The 21,930-nt window shown below is 71.3% G+C and carries 20 protein-coding genes; 14 read left to right on the forward strand and 6 right to left on the reverse strand.

Annotated elements, in window-relative coordinates; all coding sequences use genetic code 11:
• The first annotated feature begins 321 nt into the window (after positions 1 to 321).
• The 4 genes from ACGF12_RS22900 to ACGF12_RS22915 all read left to right on the forward strand — a co-directional run bounded on the left by ACGF12_RS22900 (position 322) and on the right by ACGF12_RS22915 (position 5,545).
• A complete protein-coding gene (locus ACGF12_RS22900; RefSeq protein WP_393033024.1) occupies positions 322 to 1,998 on the forward strand; it encodes an RICIN domain-containing protein in 1,677 nt (558 codons plus the stop codon).
• A gap of 170 nt (positions 1,999 to 2,168) precedes the next feature.
• On the forward strand, positions 2,169 to 3,449 hold the full coding sequence (locus ACGF12_RS22905) for a glycosyltransferase family 39 protein (protein WP_393033027.1): 1,281 nt from the start codon (positions 2,169 to 2,171) through the stop codon (positions 3,447 to 3,449).
• A 63-nt stretch (positions 3,450 to 3,512) separates the two neighbouring features.
• Positions 3,513 to 4,004 carry a MarR family winged helix-turn-helix transcriptional regulator gene (locus ACGF12_RS22910; protein WP_387626987.1) on the forward strand — a complete coding sequence of 164 codons (492 nt, stop codon included), beginning with the start codon at positions 3,513 to 3,515 and terminating at the stop codon, positions 4,002 to 4,004.
• A gap of 101 nt (positions 4,005 to 4,105) precedes the next feature.
• Positions 4,106 to 5,545: an MFS transporter gene (locus ACGF12_RS22915; protein ID WP_393033031.1), complete on the forward strand. Its 1,440-nt coding sequence runs from the start codon at positions 4,106 to 4,108 to the stop codon at positions 5,543 to 5,545.
• Between the two features lie 75 nt (positions 5,546 to 5,620).
• On the opposite strand, the gene ACGF12_RS22920 is transcribed toward ACGF12_RS22915, so the two are convergent.
• On the reverse strand, positions 5,621 to 6,103 hold the full coding sequence (locus ACGF12_RS22920; RefSeq protein ID WP_380608401.1) for a hypothetical protein: 483 nt from the start codon (positions 6,101 to 6,103) through the stop codon (positions 5,621 to 5,623).
• 484 nt (positions 6,104 to 6,587) lie between these two features.
• On the opposite strand from ACGF12_RS22920, the gene hemL reads away from it, so the two are divergent.
• The 7 genes from hemL (at position 6,588) to ACGF12_RS22955 (ending at position 13,653) form a co-directional block, all read left to right on the forward strand.
• Positions 6,588 to 7,943 (forward strand): glutamate-1-semialdehyde 2,1-aminomutase, encoded by a 1,356-nt coding sequence (hemL, locus tag ACGF12_RS22925; protein ID WP_393033034.1) that lies wholly within the window; start codon positions 6,588 to 6,590, stop codon positions 7,941 to 7,943.
• Between the two features lie 36 nt (positions 7,944 to 7,979).
• Positions 7,980 to 8,627, forward strand: a complete 648-nt coding sequence (locus ACGF12_RS22930; protein ID WP_393033187.1) for a histidine phosphatase family protein — start codon at positions 7,980 to 7,982, stop codon at positions 8,625 to 8,627.
• A gap of 179 nt (positions 8,628 to 8,806) precedes the next feature.
• Positions 8,807 to 9,421, forward strand: a complete 615-nt coding sequence (locus tag ACGF12_RS22935) for a TlpA family protein disulfide reductase (protein ID WP_393033037.1) — start codon at positions 8,807 to 8,809, stop codon at positions 9,419 to 9,421.
• A 50-nt stretch (positions 9,422 to 9,471) separates the two neighbouring features.
• Positions 9,472 to 10,206, forward strand: coding sequence for a cytochrome c biogenesis CcdA family protein (locus tag ACGF12_RS22940; RefSeq protein WP_387626993.1), 735 nt, complete (start codon positions 9,472 to 9,474; stop codon positions 10,204 to 10,206).
• Positions 10,203 to 11,990 carry a cytochrome c biogenesis protein ResB gene (locus ACGF12_RS22945; RefSeq protein WP_393033191.1) on the forward strand — a complete coding sequence of 596 codons (1,788 nt, stop codon included), beginning with the start codon at positions 10,203 to 10,205 and terminating at the stop codon, positions 11,988 to 11,990. Before ACGF12_RS22940 ends, ACGF12_RS22945 begins: the two co-directional genes overlap by 4 nt.
• Positions 11,991 to 11,993: 3 nt before the next feature.
• Positions 11,994 to 13,124 (forward strand): c-type cytochrome biogenesis protein CcsB, encoded by a 1,131-nt coding sequence (gene ccsB, locus ACGF12_RS22950; protein WP_393033040.1) that lies wholly within the window; start codon positions 11,994 to 11,996, stop codon positions 13,122 to 13,124.
• Positions 13,125 to 13,245: 121 nt separating this feature from the next.
• Positions 13,246 to 13,653 (forward strand): hypothetical protein, encoded by a 408-nt coding sequence (locus ACGF12_RS22955; RefSeq protein WP_393033043.1) that lies wholly within the window; start codon positions 13,246 to 13,248, stop codon positions 13,651 to 13,653.
• A gap of 63 nt (positions 13,654 to 13,716) precedes the next feature.
• Here ACGF12_RS22955 and ACGF12_RS22960 read toward each other — a convergent pair whose 3' ends face one another.
• Positions 13,717 to 14,781, reverse strand: a complete 1,065-nt coding sequence (locus ACGF12_RS22960; protein ID WP_393033046.1) for a ScbA/BarX family gamma-butyrolactone biosynthesis protein — start codon at positions 14,779 to 14,781, stop codon at positions 13,717 to 13,719.
• Between the two features lie 350 nt (positions 14,782 to 15,131).
• Between ACGF12_RS22960 and ACGF12_RS22965 the strand changes: the two genes are divergently transcribed.
• A complete protein-coding gene (locus ACGF12_RS22965; protein WP_393033049.1) occupies positions 15,132 to 15,743 on the forward strand; it encodes a ScbR family autoregulator-binding transcription factor in 612 nt (203 codons plus the stop codon).
• A gap of 50 nt (positions 15,744 to 15,793) precedes the next feature.
• Here ACGF12_RS22965 and ACGF12_RS22970 read toward each other — a convergent pair whose 3' ends face one another.
• From ACGF12_RS22970 to ACGF12_RS22985, 4 genes are all read right to left on the reverse strand, one after another.
• Complete coding sequence (locus tag ACGF12_RS22970; protein ID WP_393033052.1) at positions 15,794 to 16,405, reverse strand: ScbR family autoregulator-binding transcription factor; 612 nt, start codon at positions 16,403 to 16,405, stop codon at positions 15,794 to 15,796.
• 220 nt (positions 16,406 to 16,625) lie between these two features.
• Complete coding sequence (locus tag ACGF12_RS22975) at positions 16,626 to 16,835, reverse strand: acyl-CoA carboxylase subunit epsilon (RefSeq protein WP_393033055.1); 210 nt, start codon at positions 16,833 to 16,835, stop codon at positions 16,626 to 16,628.
• Between the two features lie 90 nt (positions 16,836 to 16,925).
• Complete coding sequence (locus ACGF12_RS22980; RefSeq protein ID WP_393033058.1) at positions 16,926 to 18,527, reverse strand: acyl-CoA carboxylase subunit beta; 1,602 nt, start codon at positions 18,525 to 18,527, stop codon at positions 16,926 to 16,928.
• Positions 18,528 to 18,978: 451 nt separating this feature from the next.
• The gene (locus ACGF12_RS22985) at positions 18,979 to 19,452 is read right to left on the reverse strand and encodes a PLD nuclease N-terminal domain-containing protein (protein ID WP_393033061.1); all 474 of its coding nucleotides are present in this window, start codon (positions 19,450 to 19,452) and stop codon (positions 18,979 to 18,981) included.
• A gap of 95 nt (positions 19,453 to 19,547) precedes the next feature.
• On the opposite strand from ACGF12_RS22985, the gene ACGF12_RS22990 reads away from it, so the two are divergent.
• Positions 19,548 to 21,005, forward strand: a complete 1,458-nt coding sequence (locus ACGF12_RS22990; protein WP_393033064.1) for a menaquinone biosynthesis decarboxylase — start codon at positions 19,548 to 19,550, stop codon at positions 21,003 to 21,005.
• A complete protein-coding gene (mqnP, locus tag ACGF12_RS22995) occupies positions 21,002 to 21,898 on the forward strand; it encodes a menaquinone biosynthesis prenyltransferase MqnP (protein ID WP_393033067.1) in 897 nt (298 codons plus the stop codon). Before ACGF12_RS22990 ends, mqnP begins: the two co-directional genes overlap by 4 nt.
• The last annotated feature ends 32 nt before the right edge of the window (positions 21,899 to 21,930 follow it).

Raw genomic sequence — 21,930 nt, forward strand, 5'->3', positions numbered from 1 at the left:
ACCCCCAGCACGGGTGGGGGCCGCAGCCCCCCGGCGGGCGCAAAACCGGGCCCCGCGGGGGGCTCACCCCCCCCCGGGTGGGGGGGGGCTGCGCCCCGGTCCCGCGCTCCCCCCGGGGGGCGCGCAACGGCGGCTCTTTTCCTGTCCGTGCGGCTGTCACGGCTCTCGCCGCGTCAATTCGCGGTGGTGTCACAAGCCTTGTTGTACTACTTGTCAGTACCTAGAATGTGAGACCTGCTCACCTTTCCTGCACCTCTCTTGCTCCGCGCCGCTCGGCGCCCCGGCCGGGCGGTCCCCCCCACCCCCCGCAAGGAGTCGCGTGTGATCAGGTTCCGCATCCCAGCGGCGCGGCGAACGCGAACGGGCGCATCCCGGTCCGCGGCGCTGCTCGCCACCGGCGTCCTCGTCGCCGCCCTCGGCCTGGCCGGCGCCCCCGCCGCCCTCGCCGACACCACCCCGGCCCCGGCGCCCGACGCCGTCCGCCCGGCCGCGATCGTCGCCCTCGGCGACAGCGCCATCTCCGGGGAGGGCGCCGGCACCGACACCAACGACGGCTACTTCCCGGAGACCGACAGCCCCACCAACTACTGCCACCGCCATCCCCAGTCGGAGATCTTCACCACCGACATCCCCGGGGTCACCCCGATCGACCTCGCCTGCTCCGGCGCCCAGACCGGTGACCTGGTGAGCGACCCCGAACTGGCCAAGATCACCGGCCCGGGCTTCGGCGACTTCGGCGAGCCCAAGCAGGACGTCAAACTCGCCGACGTGGCGGGCAAGTACGACGTCAAGCTGGTCGTCGTCACGATCGGCGCCAACGACGACTTCGACTTCAGCGGCATCATGATGCACTGCCTCGCGCAGTACTTCCCGATCCCCAAGGACCAGGGCTGCCGGGACACCATCGGCAGCGACGAGATCCGCCGGCGGGCCAAGGCGGTCCAGCCCAAGGTCGTGGCCGCGCTGCAGAACATCCGGCAGACCATGCGCAAGGCAGGGTACGCCGACTCCTCGTACCAACTGGTCTACCAGTCGTACTTCAACCCGATCACCCCGGACATCCGGCGCAACGACTACCTGGGCAAGATCGCCGACGGCTGCCCGGCCTTCCCGGAGGACCTCGCCTGGGGCCACGACTGGGTGGTGCCGACGTTCAGCGACGCGCTCCGCGGGGCGGCCGAACAGGTGCCCGGCGTACGGTACTTGGACCAGCGGCGGGTCGCCTTCGGGCACGAGGTGTGCGCGGAGTGGACCAGCTCGCCGTACGAGTACAGCAACGGGGACGTCATCAACCTCTCCGAGTGGGCGCGCAACGGCTGCGACTCGCAGATCGGCATCCCCGGGCTGTGCATGAACATGGTCCGCCAGTCGTACCACCTGCGGGTGGCCGGCTACCGCGGTGAGGGCGTCTGCCTCGGCCAGTTCTTCGCCAAGCCCGACCAGCCGGAGGCGTACTGCACCCTCAACCAGCAGAACACCACGTCCATTCAGCCGCTCACCCCCGGCAAGCCCTTCGGCGACGTCCCCGAGGACGGCTCCTGGTACCAGCTCACCAACGCGGCCACCGGCAACGCCCTCGACCTCACCGGTGGCGGCACCTACGGCGACTCCACCAACGGCCGGGCCGCCATCAGCTACCCGGCTACCGGCGGGCTGAACCAGTCCTTCGTCCTGGAGGCCAAGGCCGCCGGCAGCTACGAGCTGGACTTCAGCGGCAACCGCGGCATGTGCCTGGACGCCAACGCCGCCTCCACCGCCGTCGGCACCCGGATCCAGCAGTGGGGCTGCAACGGCGGCGCCAACCAGCACTGGATCTTCAAGCCGGCCGGCAACGGCACCTACGAGATCGCCGACTCCGCCGACCCCACCAAGGTCCTCGCCACCGGCGCCGACCTCGACGCCAAGGGCAACCCCTACGTCGAACTCGCCCAGGAGACCGGCGCCTCGGCCCAGCTCTGGCAACTCACCAAGCTCGGCGTCGTCTACGTCCACAGCTGACGCGCCACGTGCCCGGTCCGCCGCCGCCCCGCCAGGGCGGCGGCGGATCCGTTCTCCGGTAAGGGAGCTACGGGTGCGCCGGGCCCGGCGGGGCGTGCCGTAGGCTCACGGGAAAATCGTTGCGCCGGAGCCGCGCGCACCTTGAGCGGGGCGGGGAGTACCCAGACCAGATGAGCACGGCATCGAGCACCGAGTCGTCCAGTACCGAGCCCGAGTCGCCGGTGGCGTCGGCCGAGGAGCGGACCGAGGAGCGGGCGGGCCGGGTGCCCGGTCGGTTCGGGGCGCTGGTGGACCGCTTCGCACCCGCGCTGGGCGCGTACGCGGTGGTCAAGGCGATCGGCCTGACCGTCTTCCTGGTGCTGCTGGAGCACACCGGGGACTACCTGAAGAAGCAGGTCGGCCGCGGCGGCGGCGCCCACGCGTGGGACGTGCTGGGCACCTGGGACGGCGTCTGGTACCAGCGGATCGCCGAGAACGGCTACGACCCGCAGCTGATCCCGCTGCACGGCTGGCCACTGGCCACCTACTACGAGAACTCGGCCGCCTTCTTCCCGCTCTACCCCTGGCTGATGCGGCTGGTGGGCGCGGTCACCGGGCTCGGCCCGTACGGCTCCGGGATCGTGGTCTCGGTGGTCGCCTCGCTGGTCGCCGCGGCCGGGATCTTCGCGATCGCCGAGCGGCTCGGCGGTTTCCGGGCGGGTGTCATCGCCGCGGTGATCTGGGGCCTGTTCCCGGGCTCGGGCGTGGAGTGGGCGATCTACTCGGACTCGCTGTTCGTGGCGCTGTCCGCCTGGGCCTGCTACTGCGTGATGACCCGCCGCTGGCTGGCCGCCGGCCTGCTCGCACTGGTGGCGGGCCTGAACCGGCCGACCGCCGCGGCGCTGATAGCGGCCGTGTCGATCGCCGCGCTGGTCGCGCTGATCCGCCGTACCGACGGGGTGGCCCGCCCGCTGACCGCGATGCTGATCACCCCGTGGGGCCTGATCGGCTACGTGGCCTGGGTCGGCTGGCGAATGGGCGACTGGGGCGGCTACTTCAAGCTCCAGCGCGGCGCCTGGAACCGCTACTTCGACTTCGGCGCCTCCACCCTCCGCACGATCATGGACGTGATCACCGGGCACTGGGACTTCTGGCAGTCCAACCCCGTCCCGGACCTGATCGCGATCGCCCTGCTGATCGCCCTGCCCGGTCTGCTGGTGCTGCTCTGGCGGGTCCGCCCGCCGCTGGTCCTGTGGGTGTACACCGCGATGACCATCTTCACCGCGCTGAGCAGCAACCAGATCTTCGGCAACATCTCCCGCTACCTGCTGCCCGCCTTCCCGCTGTTCATCGGCCTGGCGGTGGCGCTGCGCCGGGTGCGGACCCCCTCGTTGATCGGCCTGTTCGCGATGCCGGCCATCGCGGCGGGCTGGTACGCGGGGTATGCGCTGTTCGAGTTGGGTATCCCGTAAACCCGGTGTTGGTTGGCAACGGGATCATCCGGCAGCGGACGGGCCGTTGCTAATCTCGGACGTATGACGACGACCCCGCCCGTGCGCCAGATTCGCGACATCTCCGGCTTGATGGACCACGCGAGCCACGTGCTGGCGACCCGGATGGCGGCCGCCTTCACCGAGCTCGGCATCACGCCCCGCGCGTACTGCGTGCTGTTCCACGCGCAGGAGGCCGAGCGCACCCAGATCCAGCTGGCCGAGCTGGCGGACCTGGACAAGACCACCATGGTGGTCACCGTCGACGAGCTGGAGAAGGCGGGCCTGGCCGAGCGCCGCCCGTCCGCCACCGACCGCCGGGCCCGAATCATCTCGGTCACCGAGGAGGGTGCCCGCGCCGTGGTGAAGGGCACCGCGATCGCCGACCGGGTGCACCGCGAACTCCTGGAGTCGCTGCCGCAGCCCGAACAGGACGCCTTCGTCTCCGCCCTCACCCGCCTGGTGGACGGGCACCTCGCGGAGCCGGTCGAGAGCGACCGCACCGTTCGCCGCGCCCGCCGCCCCCGGGGGCAGTGATCCGGTACCGCACTCCCGGGATCTGCTCCCGAGATAGATAGTCTCGAACAAAACAATCTGATAGCGTCCTTCCCGGTACTCGACGAACCGGGAGACCCGCCATGACCACGCACGCCCCGGCCGCGCCCGACGCGGCGTCCGCGACCCCCGTCCGCTCCCGCGCACTGGCCCTCGCGGTGCTCTGCGCGGGGATGTTGATGATCATCCTGGACGGCTCGATCGTCACCGTGGCGCTGCCCGCGATCCAGAACGACCTGCACTTCTCGCCCGCCGACCTCACCTGGACGGTCAACGCCTACCTGATCGCCTTCGGCGGGCTGCTCCTGCTGGCCGGCCGGCTCGGCGACCTGATCGGCCGCAAGCGGGTCTTCGTCGCCGGACTCGCCCTCTTCACCGCGGCCTCGCTGCTCTGCGCCCTCGCCACCGGGCAGGGGATGCTGATCGCCGCCCGCTTCCTGCAGGGCGTCGGCGGCGCGATGGCCTCCTCGGTCAGCCTCGGGATGATCGTCACGCTCTTCCCCGAGCCGGGCGAACGCGGCCGCGCGATCGGCGCGTTCAGCTTCGTCGGCGCGGCCGGCGCCTCGATCGGCCAGGTCCTCGGCGGCGTGCTCACCCAGGCCCTCAGCTGGCACTGGATCTTCCTGATCAACCTGCCGCTCGGCCTCGCCGCCGCCCTGCTCGCCGTCCGGGTGCTGGAGTCCGAGCGCGGCCCGGGCCTGCGGGCCGGTGCCGACGCGCTGGGCGCCGCGCTGATCACCGCGGCCCTGATGCTCGGCATCTACACCATCGTCGGCACCGGCGCGCACGGCTGGGCCTGCGCCCGCACCCTGGGGCTCGGCGCGCTCTCGCTCGCCCTGCTGGCCGCCTTCCTGCTCCGCCAGGCCCGGGCCGCCCAGCCCCTGCTCCCGCTGCGGATGTTCCGCTCCCGCAGCGTCTCCGGGGCCAACGCCGTGCAGATCCTGACCATCTCCGGGATGTTCGCCTTCCAGATCCTGGTCGCCCTCTACATGCAGCAGGTCCTCGGTTACGGCGCGGCCGCCACCGGTCTGGCCATGCTGCCGGCCGCGGTCGCCATCGGTGCGGTGTCGCTGCTGCTCTCGGCCCGGCTGAGCGCCCGGTTCGGTGAGCGCGCGGTGCTGCTGGCGGGCCTGGCCGCGCTGGTGGTCGCGCTCGGCCTGCTGACCCGGCTGCCGCCCGACGCCGACTACGCCGCCCACCTGCTGCCGACCATGCTGCTGATCGGCGGTGGCGGGCTGGTGCTCTCGACGCTCGCCGTGCTCGGCATGTCGGGCGCCGGTCCGGAGGACGCGGGGACCGCCTCCGGCCTGTTCAACACCAGCCAGCAGGTCGGCGGCGCGCTCGGGGTGGCGGTGCTGACCACCCTCGCCGACGGCCGCACCGGCACCCTGCTCGCCGCCGGGCACTCCACGCCGGACGCGCTCACCGGCGGCTTCCGGCTCGCCTTCGCGGTGGCCGCCGGGCTGCTCGCGGTGGCGCTGGTGCTGGCGGCGGTGGTGCTCCGACCGACCGCCAGGAACTGACGGCAGGCAAGTGAGGTCTGACGGAACGTCAGTCGACGGAGCCCCGGCCCGCGTTCAGCGGGTCGGGGCTCGGCGCTACGGCCAGACCAGGCAGTACAGCTGGTGCCCGGCGTCGTGCAGCCGGTTGGCGAAGTCCTGCCACTCGTGCAGCATGCTGTAGATCACGAAGGCGTCGCGCGGCCCGCGCCGGTCCGGGACGGTGGACCAGATGAAGGCGGCCGCGCCGAGCTCGGTGACGTCGGCCTTGCGGAGCGGTTCGACCACGTTGTGCGGGAGCTGGACGACGGCGTAGTCGGGGTGGAGCACGACGAGTTCCAGCGGCGGGACCTGGTGCAGCGGGACGCCCTGGATTCCGGTGAGGACCATGGCGCTCATGGTCTCCGGCTTGATCTTGGTGGAGAGGTGGCCGGTGGGGGAGCCGCTGGTCTCCATCAGGTCGCCGAGCCGCCCCAGCGCACCGAGTTCGCCGGCGTCCAGGCCGAGGCCGCCCGGGCCGAGGGCGGTGGGGACTCTGGCGGCGGTGGCGCGGTCCGGTGCGCCGAAGTACTTGTACGTCACCCCCACGCGTCCCTCACCCCGCCTCTCGCCGCCGCGGCGACCACGACCCGTACCCGCTCCCGTACCCCCGCGTGCGGCTTCGGCGGGCCTGCGGGAGCCCCCCGCGGCCTCGTCGTAGCCGTCCTGCGCCTCGGACACTCGGACCATCCTCACCGGAATTCGCCGGAATCGACAGACCCCCGCACGCCCGGCGTCCCTCCGGACGTGCTCCTTACCCGTCATGCGCCGCCGTACCCACTCGCGGGCCCTACCCACTCGCGGCAGACAGCAGTCCTCTCCACACCCCTGCGCACAGCCGGAGCGCTCGCGCACTCTGTGTGCACAGTCTGACTGGTCCGTGCTCCGGGGCAGCCAGCGGCCCCGTCCGTACGGACAATCCGTCACGGACAACCCGTCACGGACAACCGTACAGACAATGGTGCCCGGATCATCGTTCCAGATGATCGGGCCGGACATGCAGAGCTCAAGGACACGATTTGAGACCATGTCTCCCGTGAGCTACCCCTACGAAGCCCCCCAGTCCCAGTCGCTCTTCGATCGCGCCTCCGTGGTCACGCCCGGCGGCGTCAACTCCCCGGTGCGCGCCTTCCGCGCGGTCGGCGGCACGCCGCGCTTCATGGTGTCCGGCACCGGCCCCTACCTCACCGACGCCGACGGCCGTGAGTACGTCGACCTGGTGTGCTCGTGGGGTCCGATGATCCTCGGCCACGCGAACCCCGCCGTGATCGACGCCGTCCAGCGGGCGGTCGCCAACGGCACCTCCTTCGGCACGCCCGGCCAGGGCGAGGTGGAGCTGGCCGAGGAGATCGTCTCCCGGGTCGCCCCGGTCGAGCAGGTCCGGCTGGTCTCCTCCGGCACCGAGGCCACCATGTCCGCGATCCGGCTCGCCCGCGGCTTCACCGGCCGGGCGAAGGTGGTCAAGTTCGCCGGCTGCTACCACGGTCACGTGGACGCGCTGCTGGCCGCCGCCGGTTCCGGTGTGGCCACCTTCGGCCTGCCGGACACCCCGGGTGTCACCGGTGCCCAGGCCGGCGACACCATCGTGCTGCCGTACAACGACCTGGCCGCCGTCGAGCAGGCCTTCGCCGCCCACCCGGGCGAGATCGCCTGTGTGATCACCGAGGCCTCGCCCGGCAACATGGGCGTCGTCCCGCCGCTGCCCGGCTTCAACGCGGGCCTGGCCCGGCTCTGCCGGGACAACGGCGCGCTGTTCGTCTCCGACGAGGTGATGACCGGCTTCCGCGTCTCCAAGGCCGGCTGGTACGGCCTGGAGGCGGCGAACGAGGGCTGGGCGCCGGACCTGCTGACCTTCGGCAAGGTCATGGGCGGCGGCTTCCCCGCCGCGGCCTTCGGCGGTCGCGCCGACGTGATGGCGCACCTGGCCCCGGCCGGCCCGGTCTACCAGGCGGGCACCCTGTCCGGGAACCCGGTCGCCACCGCGGCGGGCCTGGCCCAGCTGCGCGGCTGCACCGACGAGGTGTACGCGACGGTGGACAAGGTCGCCGCCGAGGTCTCCGGCCTGGTCTCCGAGGCGCTCACCAAGGAGGGCGTGGCGCACCGTCTGCAGACCGCCGGGAACATGTTCTCGGTGTTCTTCACCGAGGCCCCGGTCACCAACTACGACGAGGCCCGGACCCAGGAGGCGTACCGTTTCACCGCCTTCTTCCACGCGATGCTGGCCGAGGGCGTCTACCTGCCGCCGTCCGCCTTCGAGTCCTGGTTCGTCTCGGCGACCCACGACGCGCGGGCGATCGAGCGGATCGCCGCCGCCCTGCCGGCCGCCGCGCGCGCCGCTGCCGCCGCCACGGCCCAGCCCACCCCGAGCCCCAGGAGCAGTTGAGAAGTGAGCGCCAAAGAGATCACCGTCGTCCACCTGATGCGCCACGGCGAGGTGCACAACCCGGAGGGCGTCCTGTACGGGCGGCTGCCCGGCTACCACCTGTCCGAGCTGGGCCGGGAGATGGCCGAGCGGGTCGCCGAGGACCTGGCCGGCCGGGACATCACCCACGTGGTGGCCTCCCCGCTGGAGCGCGCCCAGGAGACCGCCGCGCCGATCGCCAAGTCGCACGGTCTGGACGTCGCGGTGGACGAGCGGCTGATCGAGGCGGAGAACGTCTTCGAGGGCAAGACCTTCGGCGTCGGCGACGGCTCGCTGCGCAACCCCGGTTACTGGAAGTACCTCACCAACCCGTTCAAGCCCTCCTGGGGCGAGCCGTACCTCGACCAGGTGGTGCGGATGATGGGCGCGCTCGGCGCGGCCCGGGACGCCGCCCGCGGGCACGAGGCGGTCTGCGTCAGCCACCAGCTGCCGGTCTGGATCGTCCGCTCCTTCGTGGAGCGCCGTCGGCTCTGGCACGACCCGCGCCGTCGGCAGTGCTCGCTGGCCTCGCTGACCAGCTTCACCTTCGAGGGCGACCGGATCGTCTCGGTCGGCTACCGCGAGCCGGCCCGCGACCTGCTGCCGGCGCACCTGGTCGGCAAGGGCGGCAAGGGCAAGCCGGTGGGCAAGAGCTTCGGAGCCTGAGCCCGCGGCACCTCCCGCACACCGGGGGAAGCTCAGGCGCGCGTAAGCCCTGGGTAAGTATGACTTCGGGCCACCCGGCAACCGCCGGGTGGCCCGGTTCCGTTGCAGGTCAGAGCGGGTACGGCGCGCAAGGCAGGACCCCGGCGAACCTGCCCGGAACTCCATGCGAAACTTTTCACATGTCTGCCATGGCGCGCCCCCGTCCCCGTGTCGCCGCAGCCGCTGCCACCGTGGCCGCCGCTGCGCTCGTCCTCACCGGCTGCTCCTCCTCGGGCTCGTCGAGCAGTGGCGAAGGCCAGGTGGGATTCGTCACCGTCAAGGGCACCAACCTGTCGAAGGCGGACGCCGGCAAGCGCGGGGACGCGCCGGACATCACCGGGGAGACCCTGGACGGCAACCAGGCCAAGCTCTCCGACTACCGCGGCAAGGTCGTGGTGCTGAACGTCTGGGGCTCCTGGTGCGGGCCGTGCCGCGGCGAGGCGAAGGACCTGCAGGCCGTCTCGGAGAAGTACAAGGACCAGGGCGTCCAGTTCCTCGGCATCAACACCCGGGACACCGACAGGACCAACGCCGTCCGCTTCGAGCAGGAGCAGGGCGTCACCTTCCCGAGCATCTTCGACCCGGCCGGGACCCAGCTGCTCAAGTTCCCCAAGGGCAGCCTCAACCCGCAGTCCATCCCGACCACCCTGATCGTCGACCGCGACGGCAAGCTGGCCGCCCGCGCCGTCGGCGGTACGACCGACGACGCGCTGGAGTCGATCCTCCAGCCGGTGGTCGCGGAGCAGAAGCAGTGACTGGGGCACTGCGGCTGGCCGGACTCCAGCTGGCCGACACCACCACGACCATGCAGAGCGGGGCGCTGCTGGTCGCGGCGCCGATCGCGCTCGCGGCCGGGCTGCTGTCGTTCTTCTCGCCCTGCGTGCTGCCGCTGGTGCCGGGCTACCTGTCGTACGTGACCGGCTTCTCCGCCGCCGACCTCGCGGACGCCCGCGGCTCGAAGCGCGGCCGGATGCTGCTCGGCGTGGTGCTGTTCATCCTCGGCTTCACCGCGGTCTTCGTCTCCACCGGCGCGCTGTTCGGCTTCTTCGGCCAGGAGCTGCAGGACTACAAGCGGCCGATCAGCATCGTGCTGGGCTCGCTCACCGTCGTGATGGGCCTGGCCTTCATGGGCCTGATCCCCGGCCTGAACATGCTGGAGGTGCGCTCGCACCGCCGCCCCGCCGTCGGCCTGCTCGGCGCCCCGATGCTGGGCGTGGTCTTCGGCGTCGGCTGGACCCCCTGCATGGGCCCGACCCTGACCGCGGTGCAGAACCTGGCCCTCAACCAGGCCGACGCCCAGCGCGGCGCGCTGCTGACGACCTTCTACTGCCTGGGCCTCGGCGTACCGTTCATCCTGGCCGCGATCGCGTTCCGCCGGGCGCTGGGCGCCTTCGGGTGGGTCAAGCGGCACTACCCGCTCGTCATGCGGATCGGCGGCGGCATGCTCGTCGCGGTCGGCGTGCTGCTCGTCACCGGGATCTGGGACTCGATGATGAGCGAACTGCAGTCCTGGACCTCCGACTTCCGGATCGGAATCTGACCGTGAGCAAGACCACGACCGAGACCGAGCTGCCCCCGGCGCCGGACGACACCGCCGCCGAGCGGCTCAGCACCGCGCCGGTCGAGTCCGAAGGACCCACCGGCATAGGGGTGTTCGGCTGGGCGCGCTGGATGTGGCGCCAGCTGACCTCGATGCGGGTCGCCCTGATCCTGCTGTTCCTGCTGTCGCTGGCCGCCATCCCGGGCTCGCTGATCCCGCAGAACGGCCAGAACCAGTTCAAGGTGCAGACCTGGAAGGCGCAGCACACCACGGTCGCGCCGATCTACGAGAAGCTCCAGCTGTTCGACGTCTACAGCTCGGTCTGGTTCTCCGCGATCTACATCCTGCTGTTCATCTCGCTGGCCGGCTGCATCGTCCCGCGCACCTGGCAGTTCGTCGGCGTGCTGCGGTCCCAGCCGCCGGCCGCGCCGCGCAACCTGACCCGGATGCCGGTCCACGCGGCCTGGCGCACCGAGGCGGACGCCGAGAAGGTGAACGCCGCCGCCCACCGGCTGCTGCGCAAGCGCGGCTTCCGGGCCAACCTGTCCGGCGGCGCGGTGGCGGCCGAGAAGGGCTACCTGCGCGAGGTCGGCAACCTGCTGTTCCACCTGTCGCTGTTCGCGCTGCTCGGCGGCTTCGCCTGGGCGAGCCTGGCCTCCGGCACCGGCGGCAAGCTGATGGTCGAGGGCCAGGGTTACTCCAACACCATCACCCAGCTCGACGACTTCACCGGCACGCGGTTCTACAACAACCAGGACCTCGACCCCTTCTACCTGAAGCTCGACGACTTCACCTCGAAGTTCCAGAACCAGGGTGACCAGATCGGCGCCGCCCGGCAGTTCACCGCGAACGTGGAGTACTACCAGGGCAGCGACGAGTCGAAGCTCAAGAAGGGCACGATCGAGGTCAACCACCCGCTGGAGATCGGCGGCAGCAAGGTCTACCTGATCGGCCACGGCTACGCCCCGGTCATCACCGTCCGCAACGGCAAGGGCGACGTGGTCTACCACGACGTCGTGCCGTTCCTGCCGCAGGACGCCAACCTGACCTCGACCGGTGTCGTGAAGGTCTCCGACTACGGCATCGGGCCGGACGGCAACAAGACCCAGCTGGGCTTCTCCGGCTTCTTCCTGCCGACGGCGCCGGTGAGCTTCGCGGGGACCGGCCCGGTCTCGCTGTTCCCCGGCGACGCCGAGCCCGAGCTGGTGCTGAACGCCTTCTCCGGCGACCTCGGCACCGACTCCGGCCTGCCGCAGAACATCTACCAGCTGAACACCCGCAACCTCACCCAGATGAAGCAGGACGACCAGCTGGCCAAGGCCCGGCTCAAGCCCGGCCAGGGCTGGACCCTGCCGGACGGCTACGGCAGCGTCACCTTCGAGGGCTACAAGCAGTGGGCGAGCTTCAACGTCTCGCACCGCCCGGGCAACGCGATCGCGCTGACCGGCGCCGTCCTGGCGATCCTCGGCCTGATCGGCTCGCTGTTCATCCAGCGCCGCCGGATCTGGGTGCGGGCGGTGGCCCTGCCGGGCGGCGGCACCCAGGTGGAGCTGGCCGGTCTGGGCCGCAGCGAGTCGGCGAAGATCGCCGAGGAGCTGGCCGAACTGGCGGTCGACCTCCAGGACGACGCCCCGGCATCCGAGGACGACGCCCCGGTGGCCGAGGGGGAGACCCCGGCGGCCGAGGACGAGAGCGGATCCGCCCCCGGGGAAGACGACCGGGCACCAGAAGATCACGCAGCAGAAGACCCCACAGCCCCTGCCGAGCAGAACTCCAAGGAGTAGACGGTGCATCTCGCCTCGGGGGTCGACCCACAGCTGGCCGACCTCTCCAACAAGCTGATCTATTCGGCGATGGCGGTCTACACGATCGCCATGTTCGCCCACATGTTCGAGTGGACGTTCGGTAGCAAGGGCGCGGTCGCCGTTCGCTCCAAGGAACAGTCGGGCAACCTGGCCGAGACCGTCGCCGCCGCGGAGCCCAAGGCCGCCAAGCAGGTGACCGTCACCGTGGCCGGGGCGAAGGGCGGCACCACCACGCTCACCCGCACCGTCCTGGCGGGCGAGGGCGCGACCGTTGTCACCGGCGGTCGCGGCGACGAGGACGTGGACGGTCCGGGCGCGGCCGGCACCAGCGAGAAGGCCGACCTGGCCGGCCGCATCGCGGTCTCGCTGACCGTCCTGGCGCTGCTGCTGCACGGCGGCGGCATCGTCGCCCGCGGCCTGTCGGTGTCCCGCTGGCCGTGGGGCAACATGTACGAGTTCTCCTGCGCCTTCGCCTTCTCGATGACGGCCGCGTACCTGGTCCTGCTGGCCGCGAGGAAGAACGTCCGCTGGCTCGGCCTGCCGGTCACCGTCGCGGTGCTGCTGACGCTCGGCATCGCGACGCAGGTGCTGTACACCGACTCCGAGCAGCTCGTCCCGGCGCTGCACTCGTACTGGCTGGCGATCCACGTCTCCACCGCGATCTTCTGCGGCGGCGCCTTCTACGCGGCGTTCATCGCCACGCTGCTGTACCTCGGCAAGGACTCCTTCGACCGGCGCATGGCGGCCGGCCTGACCACCGGCCCGCTGGGCACCTCGCCCTCGATCTGGCGCCGGCTGCCCGCCGCCTCCACCTTCGACAAGCTGTCCTACCGGATCAACGCCCTGGTCTTCCCGCTCTGGACGTTCACCATCATCGCGGGCGCGATCTGGGCCGAGGCGGCCTGGGGCAAGTACTGGGAGTGGGACCCGAAGGAGACCTGGTCGTTCATCACCTGGGTCGCCTACGCCTGCTACCTGCACGCCCGTGCGACGGCCGGCTGGAAGGGCCGCAAGGCCGCGTACCTGGCCCTGGCGGCCTTCGCCTGCTGGCTCTTCAACTACTACGGCGTGAACATCTTCGTCACCGGCAAGCACTCCTACGCGGGGATCTGACCGGGGGCACCCACCCACCGGCCCGGCTTTCCGCAGGAGGTAGCCGGGCCGAGGTGCAACAGGGGTAGTTCGTGCCGGCCGTCCGTGCCGGTACGGGGAGGAACGAGGAGGAAATCGCGCAATGGAGTGCGACGAGGTCATGCTGACCGTCCGAATCACCGCCGCCGAGCAACTGCTGCTCCGCCGGCTCGCCCAGGGACACCGAAGCGACGTCTCCGAAGTGGCGGCCGACGCTCTGCTGGACATCATCCCCACGCTCAGCGCGCCGGGGGACGCCTACCGACTGCTGAGCGCCATCGCCACGCCCGCGCCGTGCGCCCTGACGGTCTGGCTGCCGACCGCCCTGGCCGACCTGCTGGTACCCGGCGCGGCCCGGATCGCCCAGATCACCGACGTCCGGATCGAGTCGGCCAGCGCGGCACTGGGCGCGGCGCTGCGGCTCTGGCTGGCCCAGGACCCGGTCCGGCTGGCGGCCAACCTCAGCGTGATGCACGCCGGGCGGCGGCCGGCCGCGCTGGTGGCGGCGTAACGGGGGAGTGCCCGCCCGTCGGGCTTCGGCGGGCCCGGCAAGGACCCGAGGGGCAGGCCCTGGTCAACTCGCCAGCGGCAGCCGGGTGCTGCCGAGGCCCGGTCCGGCGGGGCGGCCGTCGAAGGCGTCCTGCCGGACCGGCACCCGCGGGCCGTCGACCGGTTCGGTGAGCAGTCGGCACTCGGCCGCCGTCCGCCCGTCCTGGACCAGCCGGACCAGTACGGGCGTGCGCCGGCCGTCCGGCGACTGCTCGCGCACCGCCCGGACGAAGCAGGGCCGGTCCAGCTCGATGTAGTGGTCGAAGGAGGTCACCAGCTCGACCGGTACCACCGGCTCGGGATGGTGCAGCCGTTGGGCGGCCTGCCGGGCGGCCTCCAGCACCAGCATCCCGGGGACGTGGTCCAGCTGGTGGTCGAACAGCACCGGGTGCCCGGTGTCGGCCCGCAGCAGCCAGGTGTCCGGCCGCAGGGTCGGGCTGAGCACCACGTCCGCAGGCTGGGCCCGGCCGACGAGTTCGGGCGCGGCGGGCTCCGGCGGCCGCGGCGGGATGACGGCCTGCCGCCCGGGCCCGCGCAGCCGCTCGTACGAGGCAGGGGTCATCACCCGCAGCTGACCGGAGCCGTGGCCGATCCGCAGGCCGTCCCGGGTGATCTCGGCGTGCACCCGCAGCGAGGCCAGCCGGCCGTGCCGCATCCGGACGTCCTCGCAGCCGACGGTCAGCATCAGCGAGGCCGGCCCGGCGGTGACGGCGAGGCCCGGCAGGCCCGCCTCGTCGAGCGCGTAGCCCAGCTCCTCCATGACGAAGTGGTGTCCGCGCGGCACCCCGAAGCCGGCGTGGCCGATCAGCAGTCCGGCCTGCCGGACGGTCTCGGCCACCAGCACCGGGTCGTGGTAGCGGTCCCCGGGCAGCCGGTAGAAGCCGTGCAGCCGGGGCCACTGGGCGCCGAGGAGGAAGTCGTACGGGCCGGTGGCCTGCCAGCCGGTGAGGAAGACCTCGGACACCGAGGCGCGGTGCACCAGGTGCCGGGAGACGGTCCGGTCGTGGAAGTCGTAACCCGGGTTGGGGAGGGCGGCGGAGCCGGGGTGGGCGTACGGGCCGTCGGCGTCCGGCTCTACGATCAATGGCATGACTGGCCCCGCTCCAGGGTGTCGGTCGAGCGGCCGCTACGGACGCCCCACAGCAAAACATACATACCACCCGGTTTGTGTTCTGTGGCCGGGGTCACCCCGGCCGCAACGCCCGGCCCGATCACGCTACCCGGCCTCTGGGCTGCGGGAATGCCCGAAACGGGGAGGGCAGACCTTGGACGGGGTGTGGTCCCCGCTGGACGGCGGGGTCGACAGGGGCGCTAGATTAGATACCAACCATGCGGTTTCGGCCGAGGTCGTCCGCATGCGAGGCGCCGCCCCCACCGAGGGCGCGCCGACAGCAGCCGGACGGGGCGGGGGAGCGCGTCCGGCCGAGTCCGGAGGGGCCAGTGGTCAAGCAGGAACGCGCGGGGCGGACCAGGCAGGCCGTCCTGCTCGCCGCGGCGGACGCCTTCGCCCGAGTCGGCTTCGAGGCCGCCGGCCTCGTCGACATCAGCCGCCGGGCCGGGGTGAGCAAGGGCGCCCTCTACTTCCACTTCGTCTCCAAGCAGGCCCTGGCCGACGGCGTACGGGCCGCCGCCGGGCGGGAGATCGGCTCGGCCGCGCTGCGCGCCCTGCGTGCGGAGGGCCCCGCCGTCCAGGGGCTGATCGACCTCTCGCACGAGCTGGCCCGACTGCTGCGCGAGAACGTCGTGGTCCGGGCGGGCGTCCGGCTCGGCCGCCCGGCCGGCGCCCCGGACGCCCAGCCCGCCGACGCCACCTGGCGCAGCCTCACCGCCGTCGTCCACCGACTGCTGGACCGCGCCGCCCAGGCCGGCGAACTGCGCCCGGGGGTGGACCGGCGGGCCTGCGCCGAACTGCTCAGCTCGGTGGTGGCGGGCCAGGTGCTGCTGGCCGCCGAGGAGCTCGGCCGGCCCACCCCGGAGGCCGTCCGCCGGCTCTGGACGGCCGCGCTGCCCGCCCTGGTGGCGGCGGAGCGCTGCCCGGGCTACCGGGTCTGATCCGCCGGACTCGGGCTCGCTCGGCCCTGCCGGGCCGGCCCCGGCGACGCTCAGGCGCGCTCGGCGACGCTCAGCCGGGCGAGCGCGTGCGGCTGCACCAGCCCCGGCAACAGCAGTGTCCACAGGTCGGCCATCCGCTGGATCAGGTCCCGTCGGTCGGCCAGCACCTGGGAGCTCAGCTGGATTCCGGTGACCGCCCCGGTGATCACCCCGGAGGCCGCCGCCAGGTCGACCCCCGGGTGGAGGTCCCCGGCGTCCCGGGCGCGCTCCAGCAGCTCGCGGACCAGGTCCATCCAGCCCTGGTAGGCGGCGATCTGCGGCTGGGTGAAGCTGCCGTGCTCGATCGTCAGCCGGATGCTCCCGCGCACCAGCGGATCCTCCTGGAGCGCGTGCGCGAAGGCGTACCCGAGGTCGATCAGGGTCTGCACCGGGTTGTCCGAGGAGGGCTCCCAGGAGGCGATCCAGGCGCCCTGGCCCTCGATCACGGCGAGCGCCAGCTCCTCCTTGGAGTGGAAGTGGAAGTACAGCGCGCCCTTGGTGACGCCGGCCCGGTCCAGGATCTCGGACATCGTGGCGGCGGCGTAGCCCCGTTCGTCGAACACCTCGGCGGCCGCGAGGAGTACCGCCTGGCGGGTCGCCAGCGCGCGGGCCTGCCTGGCCATCGCAGCCTCCCTGGAAAGTTCTCTACCTCGGCAGCGGCCGATCCTATGGGGGCCGACGGGGCGACGGGCGCATACCGTCCAGTAGGTATCCTACCGAGCCGCTTCGCACCCGACCGGCCGGGCGGTTACCGCTTGCGCACGGCCTCGCGCACGGCTCGGACATGCCCCGACGGCCGGCCACCCGGGTGGGGTGACCGGCCGTCGGAAGGGCTCCGGACCGTCAGGCGGCCTGCTGCCAGCTGACCGGCGAGTAGTAGGCCGGGCGGCGCTCCAGCCGCTGCCAGCTGGCGATCGGCTCGATCGGCGCGATGGCGGCGACCTGCTGCGCGGCGGCCGCGCGGGCCATCAGCACTGCGGTGAGGGCGGCGAGTTCCTCGTCGGAGAGGCTGCCGCGGACGATGTGGACGAGGGGTTCGGCGGAAGCGGTCATGTTCTGGTTTCTCCCCCGGTGAAAGTGGTGTGGTGTCGCTCGGAAGGCCTGCTGCGTGCTGCGTCGTACGGGTGGTACGTCGTGCAGGTGCTACATCGGCGGGTTGCCGTGCTTGCGGCTGGGCAGGTCGGCGTGCTTGGTGCGGAGCATCGCGAGGGCGGCGGCGATCACCTGGCGGGTCTCGGCCGGGTCGATGACGTCGTCCACGAGGCCGCGTTCGGCCGCGTAGTACGGGTGCATCAGCTCGTTCTTGTATTCCTTGATCTTCTGGGCGCGCATGGCGTCCGGGTCCTCGGCGCCGTTGATCTCGCGGCGGAAGATGACGTTGGCGGCGCCCTCGGCACCCATCACCGCGATCTCGTTGGTCGGCCAGGCGTAGGACAGGTCCGCACCGATGGAGCGGGAGTCCATGACGATGTAGGCGCCGCCGTAGGCCTTGCGCAGGATCAGCGAGATGCGCGGCACGGTGGCGTTGCAGTACGCGTACAGCAGCTTGGCGCCGTGCCGGATGATGCCGCCGTGCTCCTGGTCGACGCCGGGCAGGAAGCCGGGCACGTCCAGCAGGGTGAGCAGCGGGATGTTGAAGGCGTCGCACATCTGGACGAAGCGCGCGGCCTTCTCGCTGGCGTTGATGTCCAGCACGCCGGCCAGCGACTGCGGCTGGTTGGCGATGATGCCGGTCACGTGGCCGTCGACCCGGGCCAGCACGCACAGCACGTTGGTCGCCCAGCGCTCGTGGATCTCCAGGTACTCGCCGTGGTCGACGATCTCCTCGATCACCTTGCGCATGTCGTACGGCCGGTTGCCGTCGGCGGGCACCAGGTCCAGCAGGCTGTCGTTGCGCCGCTCGACCGGGTCCTCGGTCGCGACGGACGGCGGCATCTCGCGGTTGTTCTGCGGCAGCAGCGACAGGAGGTAGCGGACCTCCTCGATGCAGGACTGCTCGTCGTCGTAGACGAAGTGCGACACGCCCGAGACCCCGGCGTGCACGTCCGCGCCGCCCAGGCCGTTCTGGCTGATCTTCTCGCCGGTCACCGCCTGGACCACGTCCGGGCCGGTGATGAACATCTGCGAGGTCTCGCGGACCATGAAGACGAAGTCGGTCAGCGCCGGGGAGTACGCGGCGCCACCGGCGCACGGGCCCAGCATCACCGAGATCTGCGGGATGACGCCCGAGGCCTTGGTGTTGCGCTGGAAGATGCCGCCGTAGCCGGCCAGGGCGGTGACGCCCTCCTGGATGCGGGCGCCGGCGCCGTCGTTCAGCGACACCAGCGGGGCACCGGCCGCGATGGCCATGTCCATGATCTTGTGGATCTTCTGCGCGTGGGCCTCGCCCAGCGCGCCGCCGAAGATCCGGAAGTCGTGTGCGTAGGTGAACACGGTGCGCCCGTGCACGGTGCCCCAGCCGACGATCACACCGTCGGTGTGCGGCTTCTTGGCCTCCAGGCCGAAGCCCTGGGCGCGGTGCCGGCGCAGCGGCTCGACCTCGTGGAAGGAGCCCTCGTCCAGCAGCAGCTCGATGCGCTCGCGGGCGGTCAGCTTGCCCTTCGCGTGCTGGGCCTCGGTGGCCTTCTCGCTGGGGCCGCGCCGCACCTTCTCGCGGAGCTCGTGCAGCTCGGCGACCCGCCCGCGGGCGTCGGCCGGGACCTCGGGGACCTCGTCACCGACCGGCGCCTCATGCACAACCGTCATCTCGAACCACTCCAAGGGTGAGGGAACTGTCCGACAGCCGACGTCTGCTATGCCCCCAGCTGCGAATCACTTTCTTCACTTATGACTGTACGAGGGGCCGTGCGCTGGTTTCGGCGTCGATTCCGTACAAGGTCGAGTTCGTTTAGCTGTCAGGGCTGCACAGAAGCGGTCGGGTCGACGTCTCAGCGCTCGGTATCTGTTCGAATACTGGGAGTTGTCGGGCGGATGATGGTCCGATGATCTGAGCATGAAGAAAAGTGCAGGTCAGGGCCATCTCTCACCAATGTAGGGGCGGTATCTCGTGCGCCGGTCAAGCGCCGCTCAAGTCCGGCGTCCCGATGGGGCCGACTCGTGCTAGAGGGCCCGCAGTCGTAGGGAAGCGCCAAAAACGTCGAAGCCCACCCGAGAGGCCCCGGGTGGGCTGTCCGAGCGAATGCTCCAACCGCTCCGATCAGCTCTTTCGGCCGTCCTCCGGCTCGTCCTTGCCGCGCAGCTCCTCCTCGCGGCGGCGCAGATCGGCCTCCCACTGCTTGAGCATGTCCTCGTGCTCCTTGTCGCTCCCCTTCAAGGAGTCGCCCTTCGAGGAGTCGCCCTTCGGGGAGTCGACCCTTGTGGAGTCGCCGGGGGCGCTTTTCAGGGAGGCGAGGAACTCCGGGTCGTCGTCCGGTGCCGGCGGACGCCCGCGGCGCGCGGCGCCGGACGGCTGCCCCGGGTAGCCGCCGGGCGCGCCGGTCCGCAGGAACCCGCGCTGCTTGCCGGCCACCAGCCAGGCGATCGGGCCCAGCGGCGGGAAGAGCAGCACGATGATCAGCCAGATCGGCTTCGGCAGGTGCTTCACCTCGCCCTCGGGCGTGACCAGGCAGTCGATGAACGCCCACACCCACAGCGCGAGCGGAAGGACGATGGTCAGAAGAATCCTCAGCACGGCTGCGATCTCCCCCCGGCGACGGCGGTAGTGGTGGGCGCCTTCCCGGGGCCCTTGACGCAAGCCAGGCTATCGGGTGGCGGATACTGACAGGCATGGCATACGACGATCTCCGCTCGTTCCTCCGGGCCCTCGACCGCGAGGGCGACCTCAAGCGCATCAAGGCGGAGGTGGACCCCCACCTGGAGATCGGCGAGATCGTCGATCGCGTGCAGAAGGCCAAGGGTCCGGCGCTGTTGTTCGAGAACGTCAAGGGCTCGTCGATGCCGCTGGCGATGAACGTCTTCGGTACCGAACGCCGACTGGCGAAGGCGCTCGGCCTCAAGGGCCCGGACGACATCTCCGAGAAGATCGCCGGCCTGCTCAAGCCCGAGCTGCCGCAGGGCTTCACCGGCTTCCGGGACGCCTTCGGCAAGCTCGCCTCGATGGCGCACGTCCCGCCCCGGCACGTGAAGTCCGGTGACGCCCCGGTCCAGGAGGTCGTGCTCACCGGCGACGACGTCAACCTGGACGAGCTGCCCGCCCTCTTCACCTGGCCGCTGGACGGCGGCTCCTTCTTCAACCTGGGCCTCACCCACACCAAGGACCCGGACTCCGGCATCCGCAACCTCGGCCTCTACCGGCTCCAGCGGCACGACCGCCGGACCATCGGGATGCACTGGCAGATCCACAAGGACAGCCGCAACCACGCCGCCGTGGCGGCCAAGCGCGGTGAGCGCCTCCCGGTCGCGATCGCCTTCGGCTGCCCGCCCGCCGTCACCTACGCGGCCACCGCCCCGCTGCCCGGGGACATCGACGAGTACCTCTTCGCCGGCTTCGTCGCGGGCGAGCGGGTGCGGATGGTCGACTGCAAGACCGTCCCGCTCCAGGTCCCGGCCGACGCCGAAGTGGTGCTGGAGGGCTGGCTGGAGCCCGGGGAGATGCTCCCCGAGGGCCCGTTCGGCGACCACACCGGCTTCTACACCCCGCAGGAGCCCTTCCCGGCGCTCAAGATCGACTGCGTGACGATGCGCCGCCGTCCGATCCTGCAGTCGATCGTGGTCGGCCGGCCGCCGACGGAGGACGGTCCGCTCGGCAAGTTCACCGAGCGCTTCTTCCTGCCACTGCTGAAGATCATCATTCCGGACATCGTCGACTACGACCTGCCCGAGGCCGGTGGCTTCCACAACTGTGTGATCGTCTCGATCGACAAGAAGTACCCCAAGCACGCCCAGAAGACGATGCACGCCATCTGGGGCGCCCACATGATGTCGCTGACCAAGCTGATCATCGTGGTGGACGCCGACTGCGACGTGCACGACTACCAGGAAGTCGCCTGGCGGGCCTTCGGCAACGTCGACTACAGCCGGGACCTCACCGTCGTGGAGGGCCCGGTCGACCACCTCGACCACGCCTCCTACCAGCAGTTCTGGGGCGGCAAGGTGGGCATCGACGCAACCCGCAAGCTGCCCGAGGAGGGCTACACCCGGGACGGTGGCTGGCCGGAGATGGTCTCCTCGGACCCGGCGACGGCCGCGCTGGTTTCGCGCCGCTGGAAGGAGTACGGGCTGTGAGCACGGCCGCAGTCGAGACCCCGGGGCGCACGAAGGCGTTCCTTCGCCTGGTGATGATCGAGCACTCGGTCTTCGCCCTGCCCTTCGCCTACATCGCCGCGCTGACGGCCATGTTCCTCGCCGACAAGCGGGTGCACTGGGGCGAGCTGTTCGTCGTCACGGTGTGCATGGTCGGCCTGCGCACCTTCGCCATGGCGGCCAACCGGATCATCGACCGCGAGCTCGACGCCCGGAACCCGCGTACGGCGGGGCGCGAACTCGTCACCGGGGCCGTCTCGTTGAAGACGGCGTACGTCGGCTCGGCCCTGGCGCTGGTGGTGTTCCTCGGCGCGGCGGCGATGCTGAACCCGCTGTGCCTGGCGCTGGCGCCGGTCGCCGTGGTGCCGATGGTGGTCTACCCGTACGGCAAGCGGTTCACCAACTTCCCGCAGGCGATCCTGGGTGTCGCCCAGGCGATGGGCCCGGTGGGCGCCTGGCTCGCGGTGACGGGCAGCTGGTCCTGGGAGGCCGTGGTCCTGGGCGTGGCGGTCGGCATCTGGATCGGCGGCTTCGACCTCATCTACGCCTGCCAGGACGTCGAGTCCGACCGCGAGAACGGCGTCGGCTCGCCGCCGGCCCGCTTCGGCGTGCCGGCGGCGATCTGGGGCGCGCGGGTGTGCCACGTCCTGACGACGCTTCTGCTGGGCTGGTTCGCGGTGCTCACCGACGCCGGTGTGGCGTTCTGGACCGGCGTCGTGATCGTTGCGGGCGCTTTCGTGTACGAGCACACCATCGTGAAGCCGAACGACCTGTCGAAGCTCAACCGAGCGTTCTTCCAGACGAACAGCTTCGTCGGCGTTTCGCTGTTCTTCTTCGCGCTGGTGGACCTGGTCATTCGCGGCCTCGGAATCTGATTCCTACAAGGTCACTGTTTGTGTCGACTCCG

This window comes from Kitasatospora sp. NPDC048296 (genome assembly GCF_043201815.1).
Classification (GTDB): domain Bacteria; phylum Actinomycetota; class Actinomycetes; order Streptomycetales; family Streptomycetaceae; genus Kitasatospora.